Below are 25,670 nucleotides of genomic sequence, written 5' to 3'. Positions count from 1 at the left end.
CAGGCCGTCAGGCCAGTCGCTGCCGCCACGGTGTGTGCAACAACACCCGCCGCGTATCATCTAGCGGTGCCTGTGGATCAGACCTCTCTTTACGTAGCCAGTCGTGCGGGGTGATCTGACCGGCCGCAATCTCCAGCGATCCGATCTCCTCCCGCGCCCGCGCTAGCCCGATAGCGACTGCGTTCCCGTTTATCGGCACATTCATCGACACGCCCGCAAACGGCAGTTCCGCTTTCAAGGCCAGCTCCTCAGTCTTTCCATCGTCGAGTTTAACCGTCGCATCGAACTCGCACGAAAACAGATAACCCTCTTTTCGACACACCTTCATGGCGCCCAAGATCAGCCCAAACGATGCGGGCTCACAATGCAGCTCCCGTTCCGGCCCAAGCATATGTTCCAAGGTGCCCCGTCCGTAAAATTTACCGCCCTCGCCCTCGTCCTCTATCTCATCAAGCCCCAGGCCGGTAAGCTCGCGCCAGTCACTGATCCGGTATTCGTCAGCCGTTACCGTGAGCCGCAGGTATTCCGGGCTGGTGTCAGCCTGCTCGGGAGCATTGTCCGGACTCGTCACCCAATGCGTCTCCAACCTCCATTGTTGCGTAGGCTCTAGGAACAACTGCGGATCGAGTTCCAAGAAAAAACCGCTGTGCGCGCGAACCAGTTCATATGTGCGTGTGCCCACCGTAAGCATCCAAGCCCAAATGCAGATATTATGCCTGTGATAAAAATTATGTCGCGCAGTCGCGATCAACAGCCAAGCCGTGCGGAAGCTAAATTCATGACTTCTGGCATTCAGCCTTAAATGGATTACTACAGTCCTCTGGTGCCGACCTTCTGATTTTCCGCCTACTCAGATTCTTTCGTGTATTTCGCCCGTTTCGTGGTTAACACCTGATTCCTTCCATGTCCGACTCCGCCCTCCTCAGCCGCGCCACCCTCATCATCGACCAAGTCTCGGCCGAAAAACCCGCCGACTACGTGCTGCGCGGCGTGCTCGGCGCGGACAAAGACCTCCACCCCTCCGAAAAACGCGACATCTCCCGCGCTGTCTTCATCTACTACCGCTGGCTGAACTGGCTCGATAAATCCGCCTCCACCCAGAGCCGCGTCGCCTCCGCCCTCGATCTCCAGCGCAAGTTCGACACCGACCCGTCCTACTTCAAAACCGAGACCCTCGCCGCCCGTGCCGTCCCCGAGTGGGTCCACTCCGAGATCGATCTCACCTCCGACTACCTCCGCCACCTTCAGTCGGACTCCGCCCTCTGGATCCGCGTCCAAAAAGAATTCGCCGCCGCCCTCCCCCGCTCCTTGGGCAACCTCGCGCCTTCGCCCTCGCCGCTCGTCCCGGAAGCCCGTCGCGACACCACGCTGCGTTACACCGGCCAGACCGATCTCTTCAAAACCTCCGAATTCCACCAAGGTGTTTTCGAAATCCAAGACCTCGCGTCACAGCTTGTTGGATACGCCGCGAACCCCAAGTCCACCGAGACTTGGTGGGACACCTGCGCCGGCGAAGGCGGCAAAACGCTCCACCTCTCCGAGCTGATGGAAAACAAAGGCCTCATCTGGGCGAGCGACCGCAACACCGGCCGCCTCGCCACGCTCCGCAAGCGCGCCGGCCGCGCCCAAGCCTTCAACTACCGCGCCGTCACTTGGAACGGCGGCCCGTTCCTTCCGACTAAAACCAAGTTCGACGGCATCCTCATCGACGCCCCGTGCAGCGGAGTCGGCACCTGGCAGCGCAACCCGCACGCCCGCTGGACGACCACGCCCAACGACGTGAAGGAACTCGCCGAGATTCAGCTTCAGCTTCTCAACCACGCCGCGCCCGCCTTGAAGCCCGGCGGCCGCTTGGTTTACGCCGTCTGCACGCTCACCAAGAGCGAGACGACCAAAGTCGCCAACGCCTTCAGCGCCGCTCACCCCGACTTCATTCCCGATCCCGTCCTCGGCCAAGGCCCGCAACTCCACCTCTGGCCGCACGAGCTCAACGCCAATGGCATGTTCATCGCCGCGTGGAAACGTAAGGCCTGATTTTTCAACGCAGAGGTCGCAGAGTTCACAGAGAACCCAAGCCACCTCGTTCTCCGCGCGCTCCGTGCCCTCTGTGTTAAAAAAAATCTCCGCCGCGACCGTCCGCGAGGACTTCAACGATCCCATCGCGGTCGTCCACTACGCCCGCGCCGCGCACAGCCTCGGACTCTGGAAATCCGAGAAGCTGCTCATCGAGCGTTTCTTCACCGATAAGTCCGCGCGCCTCATCGAAGCCGGCTGCGGCGCCGGTCGCGTGACGGTCGGACTCTGGGAACTCGGCTATCACAACCTGGTCGCTTTCGACTTCGCCGAGGAACTCGTGGACCAAGCCCGCGCCCTCGCCGAAGAACGCTCCGCCGCGATCCCCATCCACCACGCCGACGCCACCCACCCCCTCTGTAACTTAATAAGTGACAAACCGTTTGAAGGCGCCCTCTTCATGTTCAACGGCCTGATGCAGATTCCCGGCCGTGCAAATCGTCGGCTCGCGTTGAAAAATATCGCCGCCGTATGCCTTCCAGGCGCGCCGCTGCTCTTCACCACTCACGACCGCGACCACTCGCGCGTCGAACGCGCTTCGTGGAAACTAGAAACCCTTCGCTGGGAACAGGGGAAACAGGACCCGCGCCTCGTCGAGTTCGGCGACCGCTACTTCGAGGACGATGTTGGCCGCACCTTCATGCATCTGCCCGACCGCACTGAAATTCTCGAAGACCTAGCCGCGGCCGGGTGGACACACGACTACGATTCGATGCGCCGCGACCTCGTCCGCGAATCCCGCGCCGTCGTGGACTTCTCCGACGAGTGTCGTTTTTGGGCCGCCCAGCGTTCCTAGTTTTCAACACCACCGGTGGCTTGCGCCACGGGATCGTATCACGCACAGTCTCCGACTCTCTTTCGCCATGCTTCACTTCACCGATCGCACCTGGCTCTGGTTTGCCGCCGCGTGTTACCTCACGGGGTTTGTGCTGGGCACCGTAGCGGTCATCCGTGAACGCAAGCTCTCCCGTGCGTTGATGTATTTCATCATCTCCGCCGGTTTCACGCTGCAAACCTTCGGCCTCTATCAGCGCGGCCTTGAGGTCAAAGGCTGCCCGCTGGGCAACACGTTTGAACTTTTTCAGTTCATCGCCTGGTCGGCCATCGCGCTCTATCTGGTCATCGGTGCCACGTTCCGGCTGAGCCTGCTCGGTTATTTCACGTCCGTCCTTGCCGCCGCGCTTACGTTGGTCTCTCTCGCCTTTCCCGCTTGGGATGCGACCCGCCGCGTCAACATTTTTGGCGGCAATGCCTGGATCGAATTCCACGCCGCTCTCGCCCTTTTTAGCTACGGTGTGTTTTGCCTGCTCACGCTTACCGCGCTCATGTATGTGCTGCAGGTGTTCAGCCTGAAACGTCATCACCTGCACGGTCTGTTTTCCTTTCTTCCGTCCATCCGCGAGCTCGATCACATCTGCCTGCGCCTGCTCACCGCGGGTGTCGTGCTGTTAACCGCATCACTCGGCGTCGGCGCGGTTTATTGGCTCGGCGACACGTCCACGGTCAATACCACCAAGCTCGCCGTGACCGTCGCGATCTGGGCCGCTTACGCCATCACGCTCATCCTGCGACTCAGAAACCGTCTAATCGGAAAACGCCTCTCCTGGACGTTGCTGATTCTTTTTGCCGCCCTGCTTGCCACCCTGCCTCTCGTCAGCGGCAGCCATGTCGCCCCATGAGTTCGCCCGTGCTTTTTTTGCTTGGCGCGAGTCATCACAAGACGCCGCTTGAATTGCGCGAAAAACTCGCGCTCTCACCGGAACGCCTGCCCGCGTTTCACCAAGCCGCCGCGGCACTCCCCGGCATGCGTGAAATCGCCGTGCTCAACACCTGCAATCGCGTCGAGTTTTACGGCACCGCCGAGTCGGGTGACACCGTTCACCGGCTGCGCGAGACGTTTTGCGCGTTCCAGGATTTTCCGGCCGACGCCTTCGCCACCATCAGTCATCAAGCCGGCGGACTTCCCGCGATCGAACACCTGCTCACCGTGGCCTCGGGCCTCGATTCCCAGATGCTCGGCGAAACCGAAATCCTCGGTCAGGTGAAGGACGCCTACGCCGACGCCCAGACGCGCGGCACGACCGGTCCGGTGTTGAACCGCGTTTTCCAGAAGGCGTTTCAGCACGCCAAATACGTCCGCACGCACACCGCAATCAACGCCGGGCACATCAGCGTGGCCAACGTCGCGGTCGATCTCGCGCTCAAGATCTTCGGTGACCTCGCTTCAACCCGCATCCTGCTGCTCGGCGCGGGCGACATTGGTGAAAAAACCGCCAAGGCCTTTCAGAGCAGTTGCGCCGGTTCGCTCACAGTTGCCAGTCGCACCCTCGGCCGCGCGATGGAACTCGCCACGACACTCAACGCCACCGCGCTGCCGTGGGAACACATGACGACGCACCTCGGCGAATACTCGATTGTCGTAGGTTCGACCGCCGCGCCCGATGTCGTAGTCACGCTCGCCGATGCCGCGGCCGCCATTAAAAAACGCCCGGCTGACCCGTTGTTCTTCATCGATCTCGCCCTCCCGCGCGACATCGATGCAGCCGTCGCCAAACTGGACAACGTCTTCCTCTACAACCTCGACGACCTCGCCAAGATCGCCGAGGCCAACCTCGCCGCCCGCACCGGCGAAGTCGTGCAAGCCCGCAAGATTGTCTCCGAAAAATCCGCGGCACTCTGGAAGCAAATCGAGTCCCAAGCCGGCGGCAGCTTGGAGTGAGGTTTCGATTTTGAGTCGCTAAGATGCAAAGCGGCAAAGTTCGGCAAAGGCTAACCCAGACGAAATCCGAATTCCCGAGATTGGCGCGAGTGCGAGGGCCATTTCCGCAATTTACGTCAGATTTCCGGCAGTCGCCTCCGGTTTTCAGCATCTTAGCGCCTTTTCCGTTCTGTCCGTTCAGCCAGATTCCCTGCTCCAATTGGTCTCCACAAAGGCCGCCGCGTAACGCGGTTGAGATCAGTTCGCCTTCGCAGCGCAAACCACACTATTGCCACGAATTGCTAATAGCTTGTTCTCAGCGGTTTCCCGCTTCAAACAAGCTTCTTGCGTTTTCCCAGTCAGTAAAAGGCTCGGCCTCCAGTCTGCGTTTTTTGCTATACCCCTTCACCTTCCCCCCGCCCTCTCCCGCTTCCGCTTCCCCGTGATCTTTAAAAATCCTCTTCGCGCCCTGTTGCCCGCGTTGGTCCTGTTTTCGTCGTTGGTTACCGCCGCATCTGCGGCCGTGATTTACGTCAACGGTGCCGCCACGGGATCAGCTAACGGGACTTCATGGGCGAACGCTTATCCCGAGCTGACCGTCGCGCTCAACGCGGCCACTGTTAACGACGAGATCTGGATCGCCAAGGGGATCTACAAACCCGACTACGATACGTCGACCGGCACCCACACCGGCAATCGTTCGCTGCGTTACACGTTGAAGTCCGGATTGGGGATTTATGGTGGCTTTGCCGGCACCGAGACCGTGCGTTCCCAGCGTGATTGGGTGGCAAATCGCACTATTCTCAGCGGCGACATCGGCGTTGCCGGCGTGGCTACCGATAATACCCGCACAATCATGACGACCAACGGCACTGCGTTTGCCAACGGGGTTGTCATCGAGGGTTTGGTGTTTGCCGGCGGTCGTTCGGACGACCCCGCTGAATTGGGTGGAGGAATCGTCGGCGGCAGCGGCGGCGCTATCCATTTCAGGAACGGTTCCGTCACTATTCGCCACTGCGTGTTCGCTGGAAATTACGCGGTTTACGGCGGTGCACTTTACTACGTCGGCACGGCGGCCCAGTCGCTCTCCATCATCAACTGCGCGTTCTATTCCAACAGTGCGCTCTACGTAGGTGGCGCCATGGAAAACCATTCGAATGCGGGCAATTTCCGCGTCAGCGGGTCCACGTTTATTGGCAACACGAGCTCCCGCGGCAGCGCCATCGGCACCAACATCGGCATGACCTGCTACTACGCGAACAATCTGATCCATTCCAACCCCGCGACCTCTTCTGGTTGGCAGTCGGTTGAAACAGGTAACGGCTATTCCGGACCCGGCACCAACTACACTGCGCTAGGCAACGTTTCAGAATTCGTGATCGGAACGGCTTCAACCGGTAACAAAATCGTTTCGGCCCACGGTCTCAGCACGCTTCCCTCCGCCGGCGTCGATGGCTTTTGGGGCACCAACGACGACGTGTTGCTCGCTTTGCCCGGAATCGCCAGCGCAGTGATCGGAGCGGGAAATATCAACGCAGCCGACGCTGACACGACCGACCTCAACGGTAACGGCAACGTCGTCGAGTTGGTCCCCTACGACCTTCGCCGCGTCGCACGCTTTGCCGGTAGCACGATCGATGCGGGTGCTTTTGCGTTCATCAACTCGCCGCCCAGCGCCCTTAATTTGTCGGCTGCGAGCGTTGCCGAGAATCTTGCTGCCTCCACACAAGTCGGCGTGCTTTCCACCGTCGATGCCGAGGGCGGCACGTTCACCTACTCCCTGGTTGCTGGCACCGGCGACACGGACAACGCCCGCTTCACGATTTCCGGCGCGAACCTGTTGACATCCCAGTCGCTCGATTATGAGACCGCCACGAACCACACGATCCGCGTCCGCACCACGGATTCCGGCGGCGGCAGTTTCGAACGCACGTTCACGATCACGGTTGAAGATCGCGTCGATCCAACGGTCTTGGATTTCACCCTCGCGACCAACCAGACCGCCATCGCTCTGGTCCCCGGTTTCAACCAGAATGTCCTCCGCATTAAACTGAACCCCGCGCTGGCCGGCTTTAGTTACGCCTCGCTTCAAATGTCCACGGATGCGTCGTGGGTCACCCCGACGATCGATCAAGCCACCGGCGAACTCGTTCTCACTTTCGCCAACGCCGCGCTGCTCAACTCGTCCTACACCGCGACCATCACGATCTCCAACGCCGGTAAGTCGGAGACGCTCACGGTCACCGGCACGCTCGCGGCGCTCAACATCGTGTCGCTGCAGGACGACCCCGTGCGTTCCCGCATGTATGCGATTCACCAAAACGGTAACAACCCGGGTGCGATCGTCGTGATCGATCCGCTCACGCTTAACCCGATCGGCTCGATCACGGTCGGCAATAAACCGTCCGACCTCGTGGTTCGCGCCGATGGGGCCGAGCTCCTCGTGATCTGCGCCAACACCAAGGACATTTACGCGATCGACCTCGCGACGCTGGCCATCACCCAGCGCATCACCGTCCCCGCCTATATCGAATCGAGATCAACGATTTCAAACGGCCACATCGCCTACGGTCCGGGTAACGCGATTTACTGCGTCGATGGCGATTGGGCGCCGTCACTTCGCGTGATTGATCGCACCACTGGCACCGTTATCCAAACGATGCGGGCCGAGGGCGTTTCCGCGACCTACGGCTTCGGCGACATCGTTGTCTCCCCCGACAAGACTGCGCTCTACGGCTGGGTCCAATACGGCTGGGACGCCGGCTGGGCGGGCTCTGCCATCGTCAAACACACGATCGGCGCCAACGGCCTGCTCACTTACGCGGGCAAAAACGAGGCCGCTTACCCCGCCTTCCAACGCGAGCCTTACGACTCGCCATGCTTGATGCCCGCCGATGGCTCCAAGCTCTTCGTCAAGACGCTGGCCGTTTCCCCGACAACGGTGACCACCGCATTAAAATTATTCTCCAAGGACGTATACGCGATCAGCCCGCAGGCGGAAATTTTCACGTCGTCCACCGGCATCTTCGAATACGCGACCGGCAACTCAGTCTACACGTTGCCCGTCACGACCACCGTGCAGGCAATCACCTCGGACTACGCGCGCCTGATTTATTTCAACCCAACGTTGAAGAGCCTCGGCTCCGTCAATCTTCTACAAACGGTCGGGGCAACCATTCTCGGACGCGAAACCACGCCTCGCGACGGCGACATCGTTCTCGCTCCGCAATCGCTGACTTGGTCCCCGATTCCCGGCGTAGATCGTTACCGCGTTTACCTCGACAAGTCCTCCGCCTCGATGTTGGCCGCAGCCACGCAGGCGTCCCCTTCATACCAGGTCGAGGTCACTGGAACTTCCTTGGCGCTGAATTTCGCATTCACTCCAGGCACCACTTATTACTGGCGCGTCGATCCGGTCATCGGAACCGAGGTCAGCCCGGGTGAGGTGATGAGTTTCACTGTTTCGACGATCTCCACCAACATCTCGAAACTCCAGGCAGCCACCGTCCGCGGTCACGCCAATCTGATCAGGCCCATCTCCCTCGCGGCAAACACCACAGGCCAATCCTGGACCGCTTCGTCGCCTGATCCGTGGGTCTCATTTGTAGCCAACAGCGGCACGACTCCGGCCACGCTCCAAGTTCGCTTCGATGCGTCAAATCTCGAGGCCGGACTTTATCGCTCGAGCATCTCGATCAGCTCCGCCGGAGGCACCACTTCCATCCCGGTTGAACTTGAAATTGATCCGCTCACCGTGACGCGTCTCCGCTCACGCCCGGGCACGACCAAGGCCTACGCCATCAGCGAAGTTACCGCTACTGGCGCTACTCCTCGCGCCTACCTGCTCGAACTCGACACGCTCTTCAAAACCATCACGCGCGTGGTCGCGGTGGGCGCGGATGTCACGGACTTTGCGATCCACGAAGCCGACGGGCGCATCTACGTAAACAACTGGAAAATTGGTTCGCTCCTCGCGGTTCGCATCAGCGATTTCACGGTCCAGCGCACCTACGCATTCCCTCCGTTTGGCGGGGTTGGCTACAGCAACAACGACATCTATCGCGTTTCCCCCGGCGGTCAGGGCCGCATCATTTACGAGCCGGAAGACCAGTCGGTTTACCTCGGCATTTACGACACCCAAAACGGCGTCGTTAAATCCACCATCCACGCCCGTGAAGGCGGCGGTTCCTACGATCCCACCGGCCGTTATTATTACCACGGCGACAACAACAGCACCGGCGCCGAGCTGATTAAATATGACACCATCGGCGACGTCTTCACCGAACTCGCGTCCAACGGTTTCAAATCCGTCAGCGGTTATGGCGCGCGTGATCTTTTCCTCTCCGAAAACGGCCAGCGCATCTTTTATAACGGCGCGGTTTACGACCCGACACTTAAGGTCGAGTGGGCCATCGGTAAGACGATTTACAGCTCCAGCGACGACGGTCGTTTTGCGTTCGGTGCCTCGGCGATTTTTGACGTCACCACGCAGCAGCAAGTCGCGCTGATGCCCGTCACCACGACAGTCAGCGCCTACAATGCAGCGACCGGTCGCCTTATTATCCAGAACGGCGATGCGCTCCAGTTCTACAGCCTCGCGAACGCCGGCTTGACCGGCTCCGGACTCACGCCCGAACGCAACAGCCTGGTGCATTCCCCCGAGGTGCTCGCATGGCCTGCGATGCCCGCCGCCACCGGCTACCGCGTTTACCTCGGCACCTCCCAAGCCGCTGTGACCAACGCCACCACCGCTTCCCCTGAATACCTCGGTCAGGTGACCTCGCCCCTGTTCCCGTTGAACAACATCCTGCCGCCCGGCGTGACGTATTACTGGCGTATCGATTACGTTGTCGGCAGTGACGTCAGCGCTGGCGACGTCCAATCGTTCGCCGTTCAACTCGTGGCCCCGAGCCAGAGTTCGTTCAGCCTTGGCACGGTTCAGGGCAACCCCACCTATCCGCTTTCGATTGGCCTGACTTCCGCCGTTAACGGCGAGCCATGGAATGCCACCGCCTCCCAGCCATGGCTCACATTTGTGGCCAACACCGGCGTCACGCCCGCGACGTTGCAGGCCGTGATCGATGTCTCACTGCTCACGCCCGGTGCGAACACCGCGGATATCACCATCACCAGCGGCAGCACTTCGTATACAATTCCCGTTACGATGCAGCTCGATGCCCTGGCGATCACGGTAATGAAATCGCGCGCCGGCTCGCCGTTGGTCTACGCGATCAGCGAGGCCGCCGTCACCACCGGCGCATCACGCGCCTACTTGCTCGAGATCAACTCCAACACGGAAACGATCACGCGCGTCATTCGCGTCGGCACCGGCGTGCTGGACTTCGCAGTCCACCCGGGCGACCAACGTGTTTACGTCCCCAACTGGTCGATCGGTAAACTCTACGCGGTCGGCTTCAACAGCTTCACCGTCGACCGCACTTACGACGTTCCAGCCTACGACAGCTACGGCACGGGCGACATTTATCGCCTCTCCGCCGGCGGCCCCGGTCGCCTCGTGGTCGAGCCGATGAACCAGTGGGTCACGGTTTCTATCTTCAACACTCAGACAGGCAAAACCCTAGGCACGACCTATCAACGTCAGGGCGGAGGCGCGCATGATTCCACCGGCCGTTATTACTACCATGGCGATGACAACAGCTCGGGTTCCATGGTCCGCCGCTTCGATACTATCGGCGACATTTTCACCGCCATGACGTCGATCCGCGTCAGCAGCGTTAATTACTACGGTTCGCGCACCGTCGTCATGGCCGAAGATGGCTCACGCGTTTTCTGGAACGGTTCGGTGTTCGATCCCGCTCTGACCGAGCTCTGGACCATCACGGCGGAGATTTTTGCCACCAACCAAACGGGCCGCTTCGGCTTCGGTGAGACCAAAATCTACGACACGACCGCCAAGCAGCTTATCCTCGGTATGCCGGTCACGACCAAGGTCAGTGCGTTCAACACGGTGAGCGATAAACTCGTTGTCCCGCTCACTGGCGCGGTCGGCTTTTACCCGCTGAACAACGGCACCACCCTCCCCGCCCCGGTGCTCTCCGCCGGCACAATTACCACCAGCTCGGCTGCTTTTACCTGGATCGAGAACTCCCTCGAAACCGGCTTCACGTTGCAACGCCGTCTGACGACGCAAACCGACTGGACCGACGTCACCTCCGCCATCGCGCAAAATGCCGTCGCCTACACCGCGACCGGCCTCACCGCTGCGACGACCTATGAGTTCCGCCTCAAAGCACAGGCCACCAACGTCAGCTCGCCATGGAGTAACGTTGTCACCGTCGCCATCCCGCAGATCCCGTTGCCCGTGCCCACCACGCCGACTGCTTCGTCCGTCACGGCAGCCAGCGCGACCCTCGCCTGGTCAATCTCCGGCACCGGTTACGACAAGATCCTCGTTGAACGCTCCGCCAACGGTGTCGACGGCTGGACCACGCTCACGGAATTGTCCGCCAGCGCCCGCTCCTACACCGACACCAGCCTGCAACCGTCGACAACCTACTACTATCGCATCGTCACCGCCACGAGCGACCGCCGCTCCACGGTTTCGGCCACGCGCACGGTCACGACCACTGCTTACACCGCACCCGTTTCACCGACGTCCATCTCCGTCGTGACCCCTGCCTCCGGCGAAGTCCGGGTGGCGTGGAGTTCCTTGACCGGTGTCACCGGCCACATCGTCGAGCGACGCGTTGAAGGCAGCAGCACTTGGACGCAAATCGCGAACCTGCCGGTTGCCACCTCCTCCCTCACCGACAGCAACCTCACGCTCGGCGTTCGCTATTACTACCGCCTCACCGCCTACAACGAATTCGCCACCGCGACTCCATCCGTGGAAGTCTCCGCTGTGGCAACTTCGTTCACCGACGTCTTCTTCGACGACTTCACCGTCGGCTACAGCCCCACGCTCTGGCGCTCGATCACCGGTGGATTAGTTCTCAATGGTGGCCAAGGCTTCGACGGCTCCTCGGTGCTTTGGTTCGGCCCCACCACCACACGCATCGCGGCCACCAAACCGGTTGACGTGCGCGATGGCGGCTGGATCGAATTCAAATTCCGCGCAGGCAACTCCTCCGTCGACGGAACGACTTACTGGGAAAATTCCGAGCCCGGCGAAAACGTTGTGCTCGAATACTCGGTAAACGAAGTGACCTGGACACCGCTTCAGACATCGCCCTCCTACTATCCGTTCGCATCCAACTGGACCATCTACCGCATCGCCATACCCGTCGGCGCGCGCACCCCGGCCACGGCCTTCCGCTGGCGTCAATCGATCAACAGCGGTGCCGGCACTGACGCCTGGGCCCTCGACAACGTCCGCATTCAGAGCGCCATGTCTCCGCCCGTCGCGCCTGACTTCATCTCTGCATCCACGATCGCCGACACCCGTGTTGCAATCATCTGGTTCGGGGCCCAACGCGCGACAAGTTACCTCATCGAACGATCCTCCGATGGCACGAACTGGACGACCGCCGGCACTCAGCTCGCAAGTTCGGCTTACTTCACCGACACCGGCCTCTCCGCTTCGACTTGGTATGCCTATCGCGTCAAATCCGTGAACGCAGCCGGCACTTCCGCCCCGACTTCGCTCGCGTGGGTGCGCACTTACGCGCAGATGGAATACTGGCGCCTTAATAACTTCGGCTCCATCAGCAAGGAAGGCCGCGCCGCCAGCCTTTACAAAGAGGAAGGCCACATCACCAACCTCGAGAAATTCGCCTTCAACGTGCCTATCGCTGCCGCAGCTCCGGCTCACGAAATCGGCACCGACAACGGCGGCGTTCCGACCATCTGGATGGATTCCGAAAATGGTCGCCTCCAGGTTGAATTCCTCCGCCGCAAAGCCAGCACCAACCCGAGCGTCACCTACCAAGTCGAATACTCCAGCGACCTCGTGAACTGGCAGGCCGGCGGCACCCTTCTCGATCAGACCGCGGTCGATTCGATCTGGGAACGCGTTCGCTTCCAAGACACTCAGACTGCTACCGAAACCAACGCCCGCCGCTTCGCCCGAGTCCGTGTTGTGCTGACCGAATAAAGCCTTCGCCATCAAACCCAAAGCCCCGCGGTCCGAAAAGACGCGGGGCTTTTCGTGCAATAATCAGGACATCAACTGGAAGATCCAAAAGGCAGGAGTCTGCTTGCGGCGATGGTTCTCTCTCCCGTTTCGCTCAACTTTGCCGGAACCGCGCTCCGCGCTACTCAGGTCATTTTGCGCAACACCCAGTCCGCCACCGTGCCGCCGGCCGGACGTCGTAAGAGTGCACGGAGTTTCTCCGCCTGAGCCTGCGTGGTGATGAGACGGTCAATGTTGCGCAGGCACGCGTCCAACTCCGCCGCGAGTGCCTTCGGTGTGGCCGCGCCTTGAATATACTCGGGATACATCGGCTCTTTAAGCAGCAGGTTCGCGATGCCCAGATACGGCACCTTTACGAGCATGCGGCCCATGATGTAAGTGAGCGGATTGGCCCGATACACGACCGCGCCCGGAATCGCCGCGAGCGAACAATGCATCGACATCGTGCCGCTCGAAGTGAGCACGGCCGAGGCCGCCACCGGCGAACCCGTGGGCAACAGCTTCACATTGGCCGGAGGATTCGCCGCGAGCAGCACGTCTTTGATGAGCTCACTCGGATACAGCACGACCGCGTCGCGTTTTCCGTAGGCCGCATGGCCCGCGAGCAGCAGAGGAAAAATCCGCCCGACCGCCTGTTTGCGACTGCCCGGCAGCAAAAGGATCGGAGCCGACGGATCGTAGCAAACCGGAGCCTCGTGATCGTCATCGAGAAACGGATGTCCGACGAATTCCACCGGCAGCGAAGTATCCCCATAACACTCGACCTCGAAGGGGAAAATCACCGCGAGCGCATCCAGATCGCGCGCCATCGTGAAACGACGCTTCGCTTTCCATGCCCAGATTTGCGGCGAGATGTAGTAGAGAATCTTGATGGTTCCGCCGCCCTTCACCGAAAGACCGCGTTCACGCAGGGCCTTCGCCAGACGCAGGTTCAAACCGGGATAATCCACGAAGCAGATCGCCCGTGGTTTGTGCTCCGCGATCCAGCGCAGCATCTCTTCGAAGAGTGCTTTGAAGAACGGATAGTTTTTCAACACCTCGACAAACCCAACGACGGACGAGGCCGTCATGTCGTGCAGCACCTGCGCGCCGGCCTTGGCCAATTCGGGACCGCCGAGCGCGACGACCGAAAGTCCCGGCTTCTGCGCATGCAACTCGCGCACCATGGTGGCGGCATGTTGGTCACCCGAGTGCTCACCCGCGATCACCAGCAAATCCACACGACCCTTCGCAGGCGGCGGCAGATGGAATGGTTCAGCAGTGCTCATCGCTCAAACGTCGCTCACTTACGCGCGGCCTTGATCTGTTCGGTGATCTGAATGGCCACTTCCAGCGCGGTTTTGCCCAGCGCCGCGCCGACCTTCGGCTGCTTCAATTCGGCGACGCTTTCAGTGAAATGCTGCAACTCCAGTTTTAGCGGCTCGTCCTTCTCGATCGGAATTTCTTGCACCGGAATCGAGCTGGAGTCACCGGCTTTCGCCAGACCCACTTTGAGTTTCACTCCGTAGGCGATGAGATCGTTCTTCTTCACCAGATGTCCCTTCTGGTTCATGAAATCGAGCGACAGGTAGGCGTTGTCCTGGAAGATGCGGATCTCGCGATTCTTCTTAATGCTCATGCGGCTCGCGCTGAGATTCGCCACGCAGCCGCTTTCAAATTCGATGCGCGCATTGGCGATGTCCTCGGTCTTCGAAAGCACGCTAATGCCCACGCTGTCGATTTTACGGATCGGGGACTTTGCCAAGGCGAGCACGATGCCGATGTCATGGATCATCAAATCCAAGACCACGCCGACCTCGGTGCCACGTGGCGTGTAAGGCGCGAGACGCTCCGCCGTGATGTAGCCGGGACGGTCGATGTGTTTCTCCATGAAACTCATCACCGGGTTAAAGTGTTCGATGTGCCCCACCTGCACGATGCAGTTGTTCGCCTGCGCGGCGGCGAGCACGCGCTCGGCTTCCTCCAACGTGGCGGTGATGGGTTTTTCGATCAGCAGATGGCACTTTTGTGCGAGCAGCGGCAGCGCGACCTGTTCATGTTTATCCGTGGGAACGACGACCGAGACGGCATCACACGCCGCACCGAGCTCTTCAATCGTGGCGAAACGATGACAGTTGTGCCGCGCGCAAATCTCCTTCGCCCGTTCGTCGTTCGCCTCGAAGATGCCCATGAACTCGACGTTGGGCAGCGCCGCGTAGATGCGCGCGTGATGCTGGCCAAGCGAGCCGACACCGATCACGCCGCACTTCACCTTGGGTTTGGGAGAGGAAAAAAAGCTCACGAGTAAACGGGGTTAAAAACAGGATTATTGCAGCACGCCGTCGCGCATAAAAACCGTGCGCGAGGCGCGGGCGGCGTGGACTGCATTGTGGGTCACCAGAACGAGCGCGATGCGTTGTTCGGCGCACAAGCCGAGCAACAGGTCGATGATCGAGTCACCGGTCTTCTCGTCGAGATTACCCGTGGGTTCATCGGCGAGGATCAGTCGCGGAGAGTTCATCAAGGCGCGCGCCACGGCTACGCGCTGGCGCTCGCCGCCGGAGAGCTGCGACGGCAGATGATGCGCGCGATCCGCCAGGCCAACGCGGGCGAGCAGGTCTTGCGCGCGCTTCTTTTCGGCAGCGCCGACTTTGCCGAGCATACGGGCCGCCATGAGCACGTTGCCCTGCGCATCGAGCTCGGGAATGAGATAGAACGACTGGAACACCATGCCGAGAAACGCGACGCGACGGCTGGCACCGGTGTCTGTCGAACCGGCCCAGCGCACCTCGCCCTGATCGGGCGCGTCCAAGCCCGCGAGGAGATGAAGCAGTGTCGATTTGCCGGAGCCGGATTCACCGCGGATCGATACGCTCTCGCCGTCATTCACCGAGAGCGTGACGTCGCGCAGCACCTCCAGACGGCGTTCGCCGCTGAGGTAGGTTTTATGCAGGCCGGAGGCCGAAAGAATAATGTCACTCATTGCGCAAGGCCTCCACAGGTTTGAGACGCGACGCGCGCCAGGCGGGGAAAATACCGGCCAGCGTCGCAATCACGACCGTTCCCACAATGATCACCACGAGATCGGATGATTCGATGTGAGCGGGAACTTTGCTGAACTGATAAAAGCGCTCCAGCGTTTCCTGGCTGCCGGTGAGTTTCGTGAACAACTCCAGAATGTTGTTACGTTGATTCAGGAAAACGAAACCCGCGACGAGTCCGCACGCGGTGCCGAGCACGCCGATAAAGAAACCTTGCACGCAAAAACACGCGGCGATCTCACGTGGACGCGCGCCCAACGCCCCGAGCAAGCCGATCTCGCGAGTCTTGCGGACGACCGTCGTGAGCAGCGAGCTCGTGATCGAGAACGAGGCCACGAGGATGATGAAGAGCAGCAGAATCGAGACGAGGTGCTTCTCCATTTGGAGCACGAAGAGGAACTCCGCATTGGCATCCATCCATGAGCGGGCGACCATCTCGGGCTGCTTGGGCAACGCGGCGTTGATGCGTTTAGCCATCAGGTCGGCATCGAGGCCGTCGGCGATCTTGATGTTAATACCATGAACCGCTTCGCCGAGGCCGTAGAGATCCTGCATGCGGCGGAGCGTCACGAGGACGGTGTTGCTGTCGAGCTGCTGGTGGCCGATCTCGAAGATGCCCACGATCACGAGTTCGCGGGGCAGAAACACTTCGTCCTTTTTCAGGCGCTCAAGGAGCAAGGGCGACGAGATCGTGACCTTGCCGCCGATTTGCACACCAAGCGTGTAAGCGAGCTGCGAACTGAGAATCACGGTGTCGTCATCCAGTTCGTCCAGCGAGCCGACGCGGATGAACCGGTTGAGCGGAATCACGTCGTTCACGCGGTTTACATCGACGCCCATGATCGCGGGGAACGCCTGCTTGCGCCCGTATTCGAGCATGCCCACGCCCTCGGCAAACGGCGTCACTCCAACGACGCCGGGGACTTTGGAAACCGTGGCGAGGACAGGCCCCGATTGACCGATGAGCTCACGGGCTCGAATCTGCACATCGCCCTGGGTATCAATGATCATGCGGCGGATTTCGTAGCCGAAACCGCCCATCACGCTGTTCGTCACAACCAAGGTCGCCACGCCCAGCGCCACACCGAGGATCGAGATCGCCGTGAAAAACGACAATCGTTTCCCGGTCGGGAAGAGCTGCTTCAAGGCGAGATAGAGATACCAAGGCATGTCGTTAGTCGCAGGGATCAAGTTTCCCGGCCGGTCATCGCGCAAGACAAGAAACCATGCTTAACGACAACCTTGATAACGGGCCGTGACCGCTGCCCTTGGATGGCCAGTCAAGGCTTGACGATAAGATAGCCTGAATAAATCTACCGATATCGATGAAAAAACTATCCTTCCTGATTTTGATCGCAGTCAGCGCTTTCTTCACCACGGCCAGTTTTGCTTCCTTGCCTACTAAGGTGAAGAACTTTGAAAGACTTAGAGATGAGCTGAGTGAGCTGCCAAAAAACTCGGGCCCCAACAAAATAAGTAGCATCGTTACCAAGCTCGCTAAACTTGAGCCTAAAGAATCCGCGACATATTACAAAACGGGAATCAGTAAACTAGCGGCCACCCCTCCCAGCAAAATCGCCGCAAATCAACTCGCGTTAAGGGTTACTAAAATTGTCAAGAAGAGCGGTCTCATTGCAGCTGAAATCTCAAAGATCAATCAATCGATCGTCTCCGATAATACTGAATTTCAGAAAAAAACCTATAACGCAGATATCGATGGCCCTCTCGAGAAAGATATTACTGAAGAGGAAGGCGAACAAGCGTCCCAAACCAGCACTCCTGCTCAAGACATGCCCGATAATACGGTTCGGCAAAGCCCCAGCAGCCAACCGTAATTTTAATCCCTCCTTTATAAAAAGCGCACCTTCACCGGTGCGCTTTTTTTATGTCTGTCTGGCTGTGTTGCGATTCAGTTCAAGACCGGCCTTACAGACCCGCTCGCCCTGACAGACGTCGGGTCTTCCGCGGTTACATTACTTCGCTTCCGACGGACGCAGCTGCGGATAAAGAATCACGTCACGGATGCTCTCCGCGCCCGTGAGCAAAATACACAGGCGGTCGATGCCGATGCCCATGCCACCTGCGGGCGGCATGCCGTGCTCGAGCGCGAGCAGGAAATCCTGGTCGATGTTCTGCTGCTCGCCACCGGCCTGCGCCTCAAACATCGCGCGCTGCACATCAGGATCGTTCTGCTCGGAATAAGCAGGCGCCACTTCCATGCCGCCGATGATCAACTCGAACACATCGATCGTGGACGAATCGTTCTCGGTGATCTTCGCGAGCGGGCACAGCTCCTTGGGCAGATGCGTGACGAACGTCGGCTGAATCAGCTTCGGTTCGATCAGCTTGCCGAAAATTTCGTTGGTGAGTTCGAACTCTTCCCACTTCGGATCTGCGTAGAGGCCGAGCTTTTGCACGCCGGCAACCTTCTCTTCCTTGCTGCGGCTGAACCAATCGGCGTCGCCGGTCTTCTCAATGATGAGATCCTTATACTTCACCTCGCGCCACTGGCCGCCGAAGTCGATCACCTCGCCGCTGGCCGCGTGCGTGATCTGTGAGGTCTTGAGCACGTTGTCGCACAGCGAGCGCAACAAGTCCTGCACCAGCGTCATCATGCCGCGATAGTCACTGTAAGCCTGGTAAACCTCGAGCATGGTGAACTCGGGATTGTGGCGGCGCGAAACACCTTCGTTGCGGAAGTTGCGACCGATTTCGAACACGCGGTCATAACCGCCGACGAGCATGCGCTTCAGATAAAGTTCGAGCGAGATGCGCAGCACGAAGTCCGTGTTGAGCGTGTTGTGATGCGTCTGGAACGGACGCGCCGCCGCGCCGCCGGCGACCGCCTGCAACACCGGCGTCTCGACTTCGAGGAACTGGCGGTCTTCGAGGAAACGACGGATGTGCGACACGATCTTCGAGCGAGTCATCAGGCGGTTGCGCGACTCGGTGTTGACGATGAGATCGAGGTAACGCTGACGGTAAATCTGCTCGGAATCGGTCAGACCGTTCCAGTTATCCGGCAGCGGGCGCAGTGCCTTCGACACGAGCGTGAAAGCATCCACGCGCACGGTGATTTCGCCGGTCTTTGTGAGGAAGAGCGTGCCGGTCACACCAAGAATGTCGCCGAGATCGAGGCCCTTCTTGAAAAACAGATAACGCTCTTCGCCGAGCACGTCCTTGCGGAAGTAAAGTTGGATGATGCCCTGTTGATCCTGAATCTTCACAAACGAGCTGCCGCCCTGCACGCGGAATGTCACCAAGCGTCCCGCGACGGTCACGGTCGTGACGTTGTCCTGTCCCTCGACATAGAGAGCCTTGGCGTCCTGCGAGAAATGCGTGGTCGCGACATTGGCGCGAAATGGATCGAAACCGGCGGCACGCATATCAGCCAACTTGCCGCGGCGCACCGCATGTTGGTCGTGGGAAATATCAGTCGAAGGAGTCTCGCTCATGGGAATCGGAAACCGTGGCCCGCCCCGCAGACCTGCGCAAATGCAAAAACCCTGATCACCCCAAGCCGGCTCATCGGGGATTTCCTTGATAAGGCAAACCGGATGTCTTCTCAGGGGAAGAACTTGCCGCGAGCGAGAGCCGGTTCATCTTGAATTCCGTGCTGCCTGATCTTATCGGCCCCATTTTTGCCAGCGCCGGCCTTGGCGCGTTAATCGGTTTAATCCGCCAATGGAGCGAACAGGTTGAAAAAGAGAATAAGCCTGATTTCGGCGGCGTGCGCACGCACACGCTCTGGGCGATCCTCGGGTGCATCTCGGCGGAAGTGTCCCGTGACTTTTTGCCGCTGGCGTTTCCCTTGGTGATCGTGGCGGTGGCCGCGCACCTCATCGCAGCCGGTTGGAACACGGCTCAAGCCAACGGCCCGGGCAGCACGTCGTTTGCCGCGTCGTTGCTCACTTTGTTCATCGGCGCGCTGGTCGCATGGGATCAACTGCAGGTCGCGATCGTTGTCGGCGCGCTGACGATGGTGTTGATCGGACTCAAGCAACCGATCCACGAATGGACCAAAGCCTTCACCCCCGCGGACATTCGCGGAACGCTTCAATTCGTCGCGATCACCGGCGTGATTCTGCCCTTGGTGCCGGACAAGGACTACGGACCGTTTGGCGGATTTAATCCCTTTTCGACCTGGATGATGGTCGTATTGATTTCCGGACTCGGTTTCGGCGGCTACGTCGCGATGCGGCTGCTGGGTTCGCGCGCGGGAATTTTGGTAACGAGTTTGCTGGGCGGCCTGGCCTCCAGCACCGCGCTCACGCTTTCATTCAGCAAATGCAGCAAGTCGCAGCCGCGGTTGTCCTCAGAATATGCGCTGGCGGTGATCATCGCCTCCACCGTGATGTTGCCGCGCGTGGTGATTTTGGTCGGACTCGTGAATCCGCAACTCGCCTGGAAACTGGTGCCCGCGTTTCTGGTGACCGCATTGCCTGCCGGACTCTACGCGATCTGGTATTATTGTTTCCAGAAACGCACGAAGCATAAACTCAGCGAACCGCCCGCGCTGAAAAACCCTCTGAGCCTTTTCACCGCGATCAAGTTCGCGGCGCTTTACGCAGCGGTGGCCTTCCTCGTGAAAGCCGCGACCGCGCTCGACTGGCAGGCTGGCGTCTTGCCGCTGAGTTTCATCTCAGGCCTCACCGACACGATAGCGATTTCGCTTTCGATGGCCGACGGACAACACGCCGGCGAGCTGGACATGTCGCTCGCCGCCAAGGCCGTCATCATCGCAACCGCCGCAAACTCTCTTCTGAAAGCCGCGCTCGCGGTCGGTCTTGGTTCGCCCGCCCTCAAAACACAGGTCGCCCTCATTCTCGGCCTCACCGCCGCAACCGGCGCAGCCACGCTGCTTTTCGTCTAAGGCGATTGCGCGCCGGCTGCATCCGTGTCTTCCTTTGGGGCTTCCGCCCATGCCCTCTCTCACGACCACACCGCCCGTCTCCGTCCTCGACTGGGGCCGCACGCGTTACGAGGCCGCATGGAAAGCCCAAGACGCTCTCGTCGCGCAACGCATCGCCCGCGAGATCGGCGACACCCTCGTTTTCACTGAACACGAACCCGTTTACTCGGTCGGCCTCCGCAGCGGCGCTGCGGATAACCTCGTGTGGGATCCCGAACACCTCGCCCGCGAAGGCATCGAGGTCGTCAAAACCAACCGCGGCGGCGACATCACCTACCACGGCCCCGGCCAGATCGTCGGCTACCCGATCATCGACCTCTCCCCACATAAAGACCTTCACGAATACCTGCGCCTCCTCGAACAGGTCATGATCAACACCGTCGGCACCTTCGGCCTCACCGCCACGCGCCGCGAGGGCAAGACCGGCATCTGGGTCGGCACTCGCAAAGTCGCCGCCATCGGCGTCGCCATCCGCCGCTGGGTCGCCTACCACGGCTTCGCCCTCAACGTGAACGCCAACCTCGCTCATTTCCAAGGCATCGTCCCCTGCGGCATCAGCGCGACCGAGGGCACCGTTACTTCATTACAGGCCGAATTAGGCCGCGAACTGGATATGGCCGCCGTGAAAAACGTGCTCGCGATTGAGTTCCGCGAGCTGTTACCCAAGTTCCTTGCTCCCTCCGATGGACACCACGCGTAAACCTTCCTGGCTCCGTGCCAAACTGCCCAGCGGCCCCGGCTACCAGGCCGTGCGCAAGCTCGTGGACGACCACAAGCTCCACACCGTCTGCCAGAGCGCGCAGTGCCCCAACCTCGGCGAATGCTGGTCCCGCGGCACCGCCACCGTGATGATCCTCGGCAACATCTGCACGCGCTCCTGCAACTTTTGCGCGATCCAGACCGGCCGCCCCACCGAACTCGACCTCGGCGAGCCCGCCCGCGTCGCCGACGCCGTGGCCAAGATGAATCTCAAGCACTGCGTCATCACCTCCGTCGCCCGCGACGAGTTGAAAGACGGAGGCGCCTCCGTCTGGGCCGCCACCATCCGCGCCGTCCGCCATGCCAACCCCACGACCGCCATCGAGGTCCTCACCCCCGACTGGAAGGGCAACACCGCCCTCCTCGACCTCGTCCTCGACGCCAAGCCCGACATTTTTAATCACAACCTCGAGACCGTCGAACGCCTCCAAAAACCCGTCCGCGTCCAGGCCCGCTACGACCGCTCGCGCTCCATTCTCCAGCACGCCAAGTCCCGTGGTTTCACTACCAAGACCGGCATCATGCTCGGTCTCGGCGAGCGCGAAGAGGAGATCGAGCAAACCCTCCGCGACATCGCGGCCGACAAGACCGACATCGTCACCATCGGCCAATACCTCCAGCCCACCCCGCAGCACTGGCCCGTCGCCCGCTGGGTGCACCCAGACGAATTCATCCGCTGGAAAGAATTCGGTCTCGGTCTCGGCATCGGCGTCATCGAGAGCGGTGCCATGATCCGCTCCAGCTACCACGCCGACGAACAGTCCCAGAAATACACCGGAGTCGAGCACCTCAACACGGTGAACGCGCTCGCCGAGGTCTGATACCCCGGCCTCAGATGGATTAACCGCACGGTTCCGGTTTTCTCCGTGCCCTTCGGTATTCAACGTGCTTAACTTCGGGCCATGAAGACCCGTCGCGAAATCGTCGAGAACTGGTTGCCCCGCTACACCGGCGTGCCCATCGACAAGTTTGGCGACTACATCCTCCTCACGAATTTCCAGCATTACGTGAAGCAGTTCGCGAAATGGAATCGCGTGAAAGTTCAGGGCCTCGACAAGCCCATGAGCAGCGCGACCGCCGGCCGCATCACCATCATCAACTTCGGCATGGGCAGCGCCACCGCCGCCACCGTGATGGACCTGCTCAGTGCCATCAAACCCAAGGCCGTGCTTTTCCTCGGCAAATGCGGTGGCATCAAACACCGCGCCGAGGTCGGCGATTTGATCCTCCCGATCGCGGCCATTCGCGGCGAGGGCACGAGTAACGATTATTTCCCTCCCGAGGTTCCCGCGCTCCCGTCGTTCGCGCTGCAGAAAGCCATCTCGACGACCATCCGCGACTACGCCCGCGATTACTGGACGGGCACCGTTTACACCACGAATCGCCGCGTGTGGGAACACGACGCCGAGTTCAAAAAATACCTGAAGAAAATCCACGCCATGGCCATCGACATGGAGACCGCCACGATTTTCATGACGGGCTTTTTCAACGAAACCCCCACCGGCGCGCTCTTGCTCGTGAGCGACCAGCCGATGGTTCCCGACGGAGTCAAAACAGCCGAGAGCGACCTCGCCGTGGACAAAGTTTACGTCGATGACCACCTCAAGATCGGCATCGATTCGCTGAAACAGCTGATCAATCAGGGCCTCACCGTGAAGCACCTGCGGTTCTAACCGAGGCGTGGACGACCGGACGGATTTTTATCGTGCAAACCCCGCCACTTCCGCTGCCTCCCCGGCCGCCCCGACAGAAGGATTGGTTTGATCGCAATCTGCTCTGGCTCATTCCGGCAATCATCCTGTTCGGCATCCTCGCGCTCTGTGGTTTCGGGTTCATGCTGCTGGGGCTTTTCAAAAGCTCGGATGCCTACCAGGGCGCGCTCACCCGTATTCAAACTTCGCCTACCGCCATCGAAGCGCTCGGTTCGCCCATCACCGACAACCTGCTTTTCACGGGCAGCATCCACCTCAACAACTCAGCCGGACACGCTGATCTCCAGATCGGCGTAAAAGGCAACCGGAGCAAAGGCACCGCCTACGTGATCGCCGACCGCTCGCGCGGCCAGTGGCATTTCACCCAGATCATTGTCGTCCTTCACGACTCCGATCAGCGCATCGATCTTTCCGATCCGGAAAAACCCAAACTAGACCAACCGTTGGAAAGGTAGGTTGGTCGGAGCTTCAAGAGCCGCTCCGGTGTTTTGTTACGGACAATTTCACCGCGCATTCAACCGCAGTTATTAATCACGGCGCCACTTCGAACCAGAAGGGCGCGAACACCTCGCGACCGGCCAGTTTCACCTGCGCCCAGATCACATACACGCCGGGATTCGGAATTGTGATTTTGAACGTGAGCTTCGGATGCTTCTCATCCGGAGGCGGCGTCAGCGAAATCTCGTTCGGATGCAAATGCGCGAAACCACTGTGCCCTTGATCAAACGCCACCAAGTGCGCGTAAGCATCCATCACCGGTTCCATCGGCACAACGCCACCATCCGGACGGGTCACCGTGAATGTGAGATCAGCCACTTTTCCGGCATGAATCGGCGCGGCCGGCGTGAGCTTGAACTGATAGCCTTCCACCTCGGCATCCCACGAAAGGATGTTCATGTTGACGGCAACCTCACCCGTCACCGGCAGATCCGCGCCGGCATACAGACTGCGCGCAGTCGGCACCGGCACGAAGTCGGCAAACACCCGGTAGGTTCCCGCGAGACGCGGCGTGAACGAGAACGACCAGTCGCCATCTTTCGCGGCCGGCTCGGGATGAATGTGCTGGTAATCGCGCAACGTCGGATCGACCACGAGCAGATGCAGTTTGCGCGTATGCTGCACGAGCACGTCGGCCGGCCCCACCGCTTTTCCCGTCATCGTGACGAGCGTAAGCGTGAGCTTCGATTCACGTCCGGGCACGGCGGGAAGTTCGCCCTGCAACGTCATCGTCACCGGTGAACGCGCGGTGGTGACGGCGACAAATTGCGGATTCGACGGATCGCACAGTTCAACCATGCCCTTGCCGCGCGTATCGAAATCCACCTGGTGGAGATTCGTGCCGGTCGGCAGCGCCCGAAACCCCACATAGACCGCAATCGCTCCCACGGTCAGTAACACGATCTGTAAACGTTGTCTGCTCACGGGGTGGATTTTTTCATTTTCTTCACGAACTCTTCGGGCGACCACTGGCTGCCATCGGTGCGCCAGATGATTTTGCCCTGCGCATCAATGAGCAGCGTCGAAACAGTGTGCTTGAGGATGCTGCCATCGAAATCGGCCAGCACACCAAACTGCGTGAGCAAATCTTTAATGGCGCCTTCGGGCCCGGTGAGGAACGAGAAGTTGGTCGTATCGATGCCGCGCTGTTTCGCGTAGGTGAGCAACACACCCGGCGTGTCGTATTCGGGGTCGAGCGTGATCGATACAAACTCGATGTCCGCCACGCCGGCTTCTTTCGCTTTGCGTTGCGCGACCATCATGTTGGCGGTGGCGAGCGGGCACATCTGCGCGACTTGGCAGCGCGTGAAAATGAAATTCAACATGACCTGCTTCCCGCGAAACCTGGCGGCCGAAACGACCTTGCCCGTCTGGTCATAGAGCGCGAAATCAGGCAGGTTCTCCCCCACTTCGCGATAAGCGCGGCGTCCGCGAATCGAGGTGTCCTGGCGCAGCGCACCGCCGGCCGCGCCGACTTGGGCGTCGGCGACGGGGTTGATCGTCCAGATTTTTTCGAGGGCAAACTCCCCATCCTCGCGCACAACAAGTTCCGCGCGGATGCGCTGGCCTTCGCGGGCGTTGGCGACGTCGCCGGCTGTCACGGAAAACTCCATGGTCATCGGCGCCATGAATCCGGGGATCTCGTCGTGCTTGACCAGCAAGGTGAGACGCTCGACGTCGGCCTTGATAATCTCACCCGTAAGCGGATGGCGTTTCGAGTTGGCGACATCGGTGGCGTCGGATTTCGAAGCGGAAGCACCGGGCTTGCAGGCAGGGAGTAAAACGCAAAGCGAGAGAACCGTCATTAGGACGAGCGGGCGCGACAGGGAAGAAACCATATACCTACGGATTCCCCCGAGGAAAAAATTGTCAAAGGCTTTGAGGAGAGTAGTGAATCAGCTTCCGT

The 25,670-nt window shown here is 60.1% G+C and carries 19 protein-coding genes; 11 read left to right on the top strand and 8 right to left on the bottom strand.

Annotation, left to right across the window (positions count from 1 at the left end; translation table 11 throughout):
- Positions 1 to 7 precede the first annotated feature (7 nt).
- Positions 8 to 634 carry a hypothetical protein gene (locus tag FPL22_RS00220; protein WP_144228111.1) on the bottom strand — a complete coding sequence of 209 codons (627 nt, stop codon included), beginning with the start codon at positions 632 to 634 and terminating at the stop codon, positions 8 to 10.
- Positions 635 to 903: 269 nt separating this feature from the next.
- Between FPL22_RS00220 and FPL22_RS00215 the strand changes: the two genes are divergently transcribed.
- The 5 genes from FPL22_RS00215 (at position 904) to FPL22_RS00195 (ending at position 12,824) form a co-directional block, all read left to right on the top strand.
- Positions 904 to 2,034: an RsmB/NOP family class I SAM-dependent RNA methyltransferase gene (locus FPL22_RS00215; protein WP_144228110.1), complete on the top strand. Its 1,131-nt coding sequence runs from the start codon at positions 904 to 906 to the stop codon at positions 2,032 to 2,034.
- A 64-nt stretch (positions 2,035 to 2,098) separates the two neighbouring features.
- Complete coding sequence (locus FPL22_RS00210) at positions 2,099 to 2,869, top strand: class I SAM-dependent methyltransferase (protein WP_238991264.1); 771 nt, start codon at positions 2,099 to 2,101, stop codon at positions 2,867 to 2,869.
- A 67-nt stretch (positions 2,870 to 2,936) separates the two neighbouring features.
- Positions 2,937 to 3,752: a cytochrome C assembly family protein gene (locus tag FPL22_RS00205; RefSeq protein WP_144228108.1), complete on the top strand. Its 816-nt coding sequence runs from the start codon at positions 2,937 to 2,939 to the stop codon at positions 3,750 to 3,752.
- Positions 3,749 to 4,792, top strand: a complete 1,044-nt coding sequence (gene hemA, locus FPL22_RS00200) for a glutamyl-tRNA reductase (protein WP_144228107.1) — start codon at positions 3,749 to 3,751, stop codon at positions 4,790 to 4,792. Before FPL22_RS00205 ends, hemA begins: the two co-directional genes overlap by 4 nt.
- Before the next feature lie 421 nt (positions 4,793 to 5,213).
- A complete protein-coding gene (locus tag FPL22_RS00195) occupies positions 5,214 to 12,824 on the top strand; it encodes a hypothetical protein (protein WP_144228106.1) in 7,611 nt (2,536 codons plus the stop codon).
- A 164-nt stretch (positions 12,825 to 12,988) separates the two neighbouring features.
- On the opposite strand, the gene lpxB is transcribed toward FPL22_RS00195, so the two are convergent.
- Genes lpxB through FPL22_RS00175 form a run of 4 tightly spaced genes read right to left on the bottom strand, consistent with a single transcriptional unit; the run spans position 12,989 to position 17,053 of the window.
- Positions 12,989 to 14,131, bottom strand: coding sequence for a lipid-A-disaccharide synthase (lpxB, locus tag FPL22_RS00190; protein ID WP_144228105.1), 1,143 nt, complete (start codon positions 14,129 to 14,131; stop codon positions 12,989 to 12,991).
- Between the two features lie 14 nt (positions 14,132 to 14,145).
- Complete coding sequence (locus FPL22_RS00185) at positions 14,146 to 15,144, bottom strand: Gfo/Idh/MocA family protein (RefSeq protein WP_144228104.1); 999 nt, start codon at positions 15,142 to 15,144, stop codon at positions 14,146 to 14,148.
- Between the two features lie 24 nt (positions 15,145 to 15,168).
- Entirely contained in the window at positions 15,169 to 15,825 is a 657-nt protein-coding gene (locus tag FPL22_RS00180; protein WP_144228103.1) for an ABC transporter ATP-binding protein, read from the bottom strand.
- On the bottom strand, positions 15,818 to 17,053 hold the full coding sequence (locus tag FPL22_RS00175; RefSeq protein ID WP_144228102.1) for an ABC transporter permease: 1,236 nt from the start codon (positions 17,051 to 17,053) through the stop codon (positions 15,818 to 15,820). The genes FPL22_RS00180 and FPL22_RS00175 overlap by 8 nt, the downstream gene beginning before the upstream one ends.
- Before the next feature lie 155 nt (positions 17,054 to 17,208).
- On the opposite strand from FPL22_RS00175, the gene FPL22_RS00170 reads away from it, so the two are divergent.
- Positions 17,209 to 17,718 carry a hypothetical protein gene (locus FPL22_RS00170; RefSeq protein WP_144228101.1) on the top strand — a complete coding sequence of 170 codons (510 nt, stop codon included), beginning with the start codon at positions 17,209 to 17,211 and terminating at the stop codon, positions 17,716 to 17,718.
- Positions 17,719 to 17,856: 138 nt separating this feature from the next.
- Here FPL22_RS00170 and lysS read toward each other — a convergent pair whose 3' ends face one another.
- Positions 17,857 to 19,338, bottom strand: a complete 1,482-nt coding sequence (gene lysS, locus FPL22_RS00165) for a lysine--tRNA ligase (protein ID WP_144228100.1) — start codon at positions 19,336 to 19,338, stop codon at positions 17,857 to 17,859.
- A gap of 158 nt (positions 19,339 to 19,496) precedes the next feature.
- On the opposite strand from lysS, the gene FPL22_RS00160 reads away from it, so the two are divergent.
- From FPL22_RS00160 to FPL22_RS00140, 5 genes are all read left to right on the top strand, one after another.
- Positions 19,497 to 20,756 (top strand): MgtC/SapB family protein, encoded by a 1,260-nt coding sequence (locus FPL22_RS00160; protein WP_238991378.1) that lies wholly within the window; start codon positions 19,497 to 19,499, stop codon positions 20,754 to 20,756.
- Between the two features lie 49 nt (positions 20,757 to 20,805).
- Positions 20,806 to 21,495 carry a lipoyl(octanoyl) transferase LipB gene (gene lipB / locus FPL22_RS00155; RefSeq protein WP_144228099.1) on the top strand — a complete coding sequence of 230 codons (690 nt, stop codon included), beginning with the start codon at positions 20,806 to 20,808 and terminating at the stop codon, positions 21,493 to 21,495.
- Entirely contained in the window at positions 21,479 to 22,375 is an 897-nt protein-coding gene (lipA, locus tag FPL22_RS00150; RefSeq protein WP_144228098.1) for a lipoyl synthase, read from the top strand. Before lipB ends, lipA begins: the two co-directional genes overlap by 17 nt.
- Before the next feature lie 81 nt (positions 22,376 to 22,456).
- Complete coding sequence (locus FPL22_RS00145) at positions 22,457 to 23,227, top strand: AMP nucleosidase (protein WP_144228097.1); 771 nt, start codon at positions 22,457 to 22,459, stop codon at positions 23,225 to 23,227.
- A gap of 32 nt (positions 23,228 to 23,259) precedes the next feature.
- Positions 23,260 to 23,721 (top strand): cytochrome c oxidase assembly factor Coa1 family protein, encoded by a 462-nt coding sequence (locus FPL22_RS00140; RefSeq protein ID WP_144228096.1) that lies wholly within the window; start codon positions 23,260 to 23,262, stop codon positions 23,719 to 23,721.
- 76 nt (positions 23,722 to 23,797) lie between these two features.
- On the opposite strand, the gene FPL22_RS00135 is transcribed toward FPL22_RS00140, so the two are convergent.
- Together FPL22_RS00135 and FPL22_RS00130 are read right to left on the bottom strand one after the other, a co-directional pair.
- Entirely contained in the window at positions 23,798 to 24,688 is an 891-nt protein-coding gene (locus tag FPL22_RS00135; RefSeq protein WP_238991263.1) for a hypothetical protein, read from the bottom strand.
- Positions 24,685 to 25,602: an SCO family protein gene (locus FPL22_RS00130; protein ID WP_238991262.1), complete on the bottom strand. Its 918-nt coding sequence runs from the start codon at positions 25,600 to 25,602 to the stop codon at positions 24,685 to 24,687. Before FPL22_RS00130 ends, FPL22_RS00135 begins: the two co-directional genes overlap by 4 nt.
- Positions 25,603 to 25,670 lie beyond the last annotated feature (68 nt).

It is taken from the genome of Rariglobus hedericola (assembly GCF_007559335.1).
Taxonomy (GTDB): domain Bacteria; phylum Verrucomicrobiota; class Verrucomicrobiia; order Opitutales; family Opitutaceae; genus Rariglobus; species Rariglobus hedericola.
The sequence above is the reverse complement of the archived record's forward strand: the minus strand, read 5'-3'. Positions and strand labels throughout refer to the sequence as shown.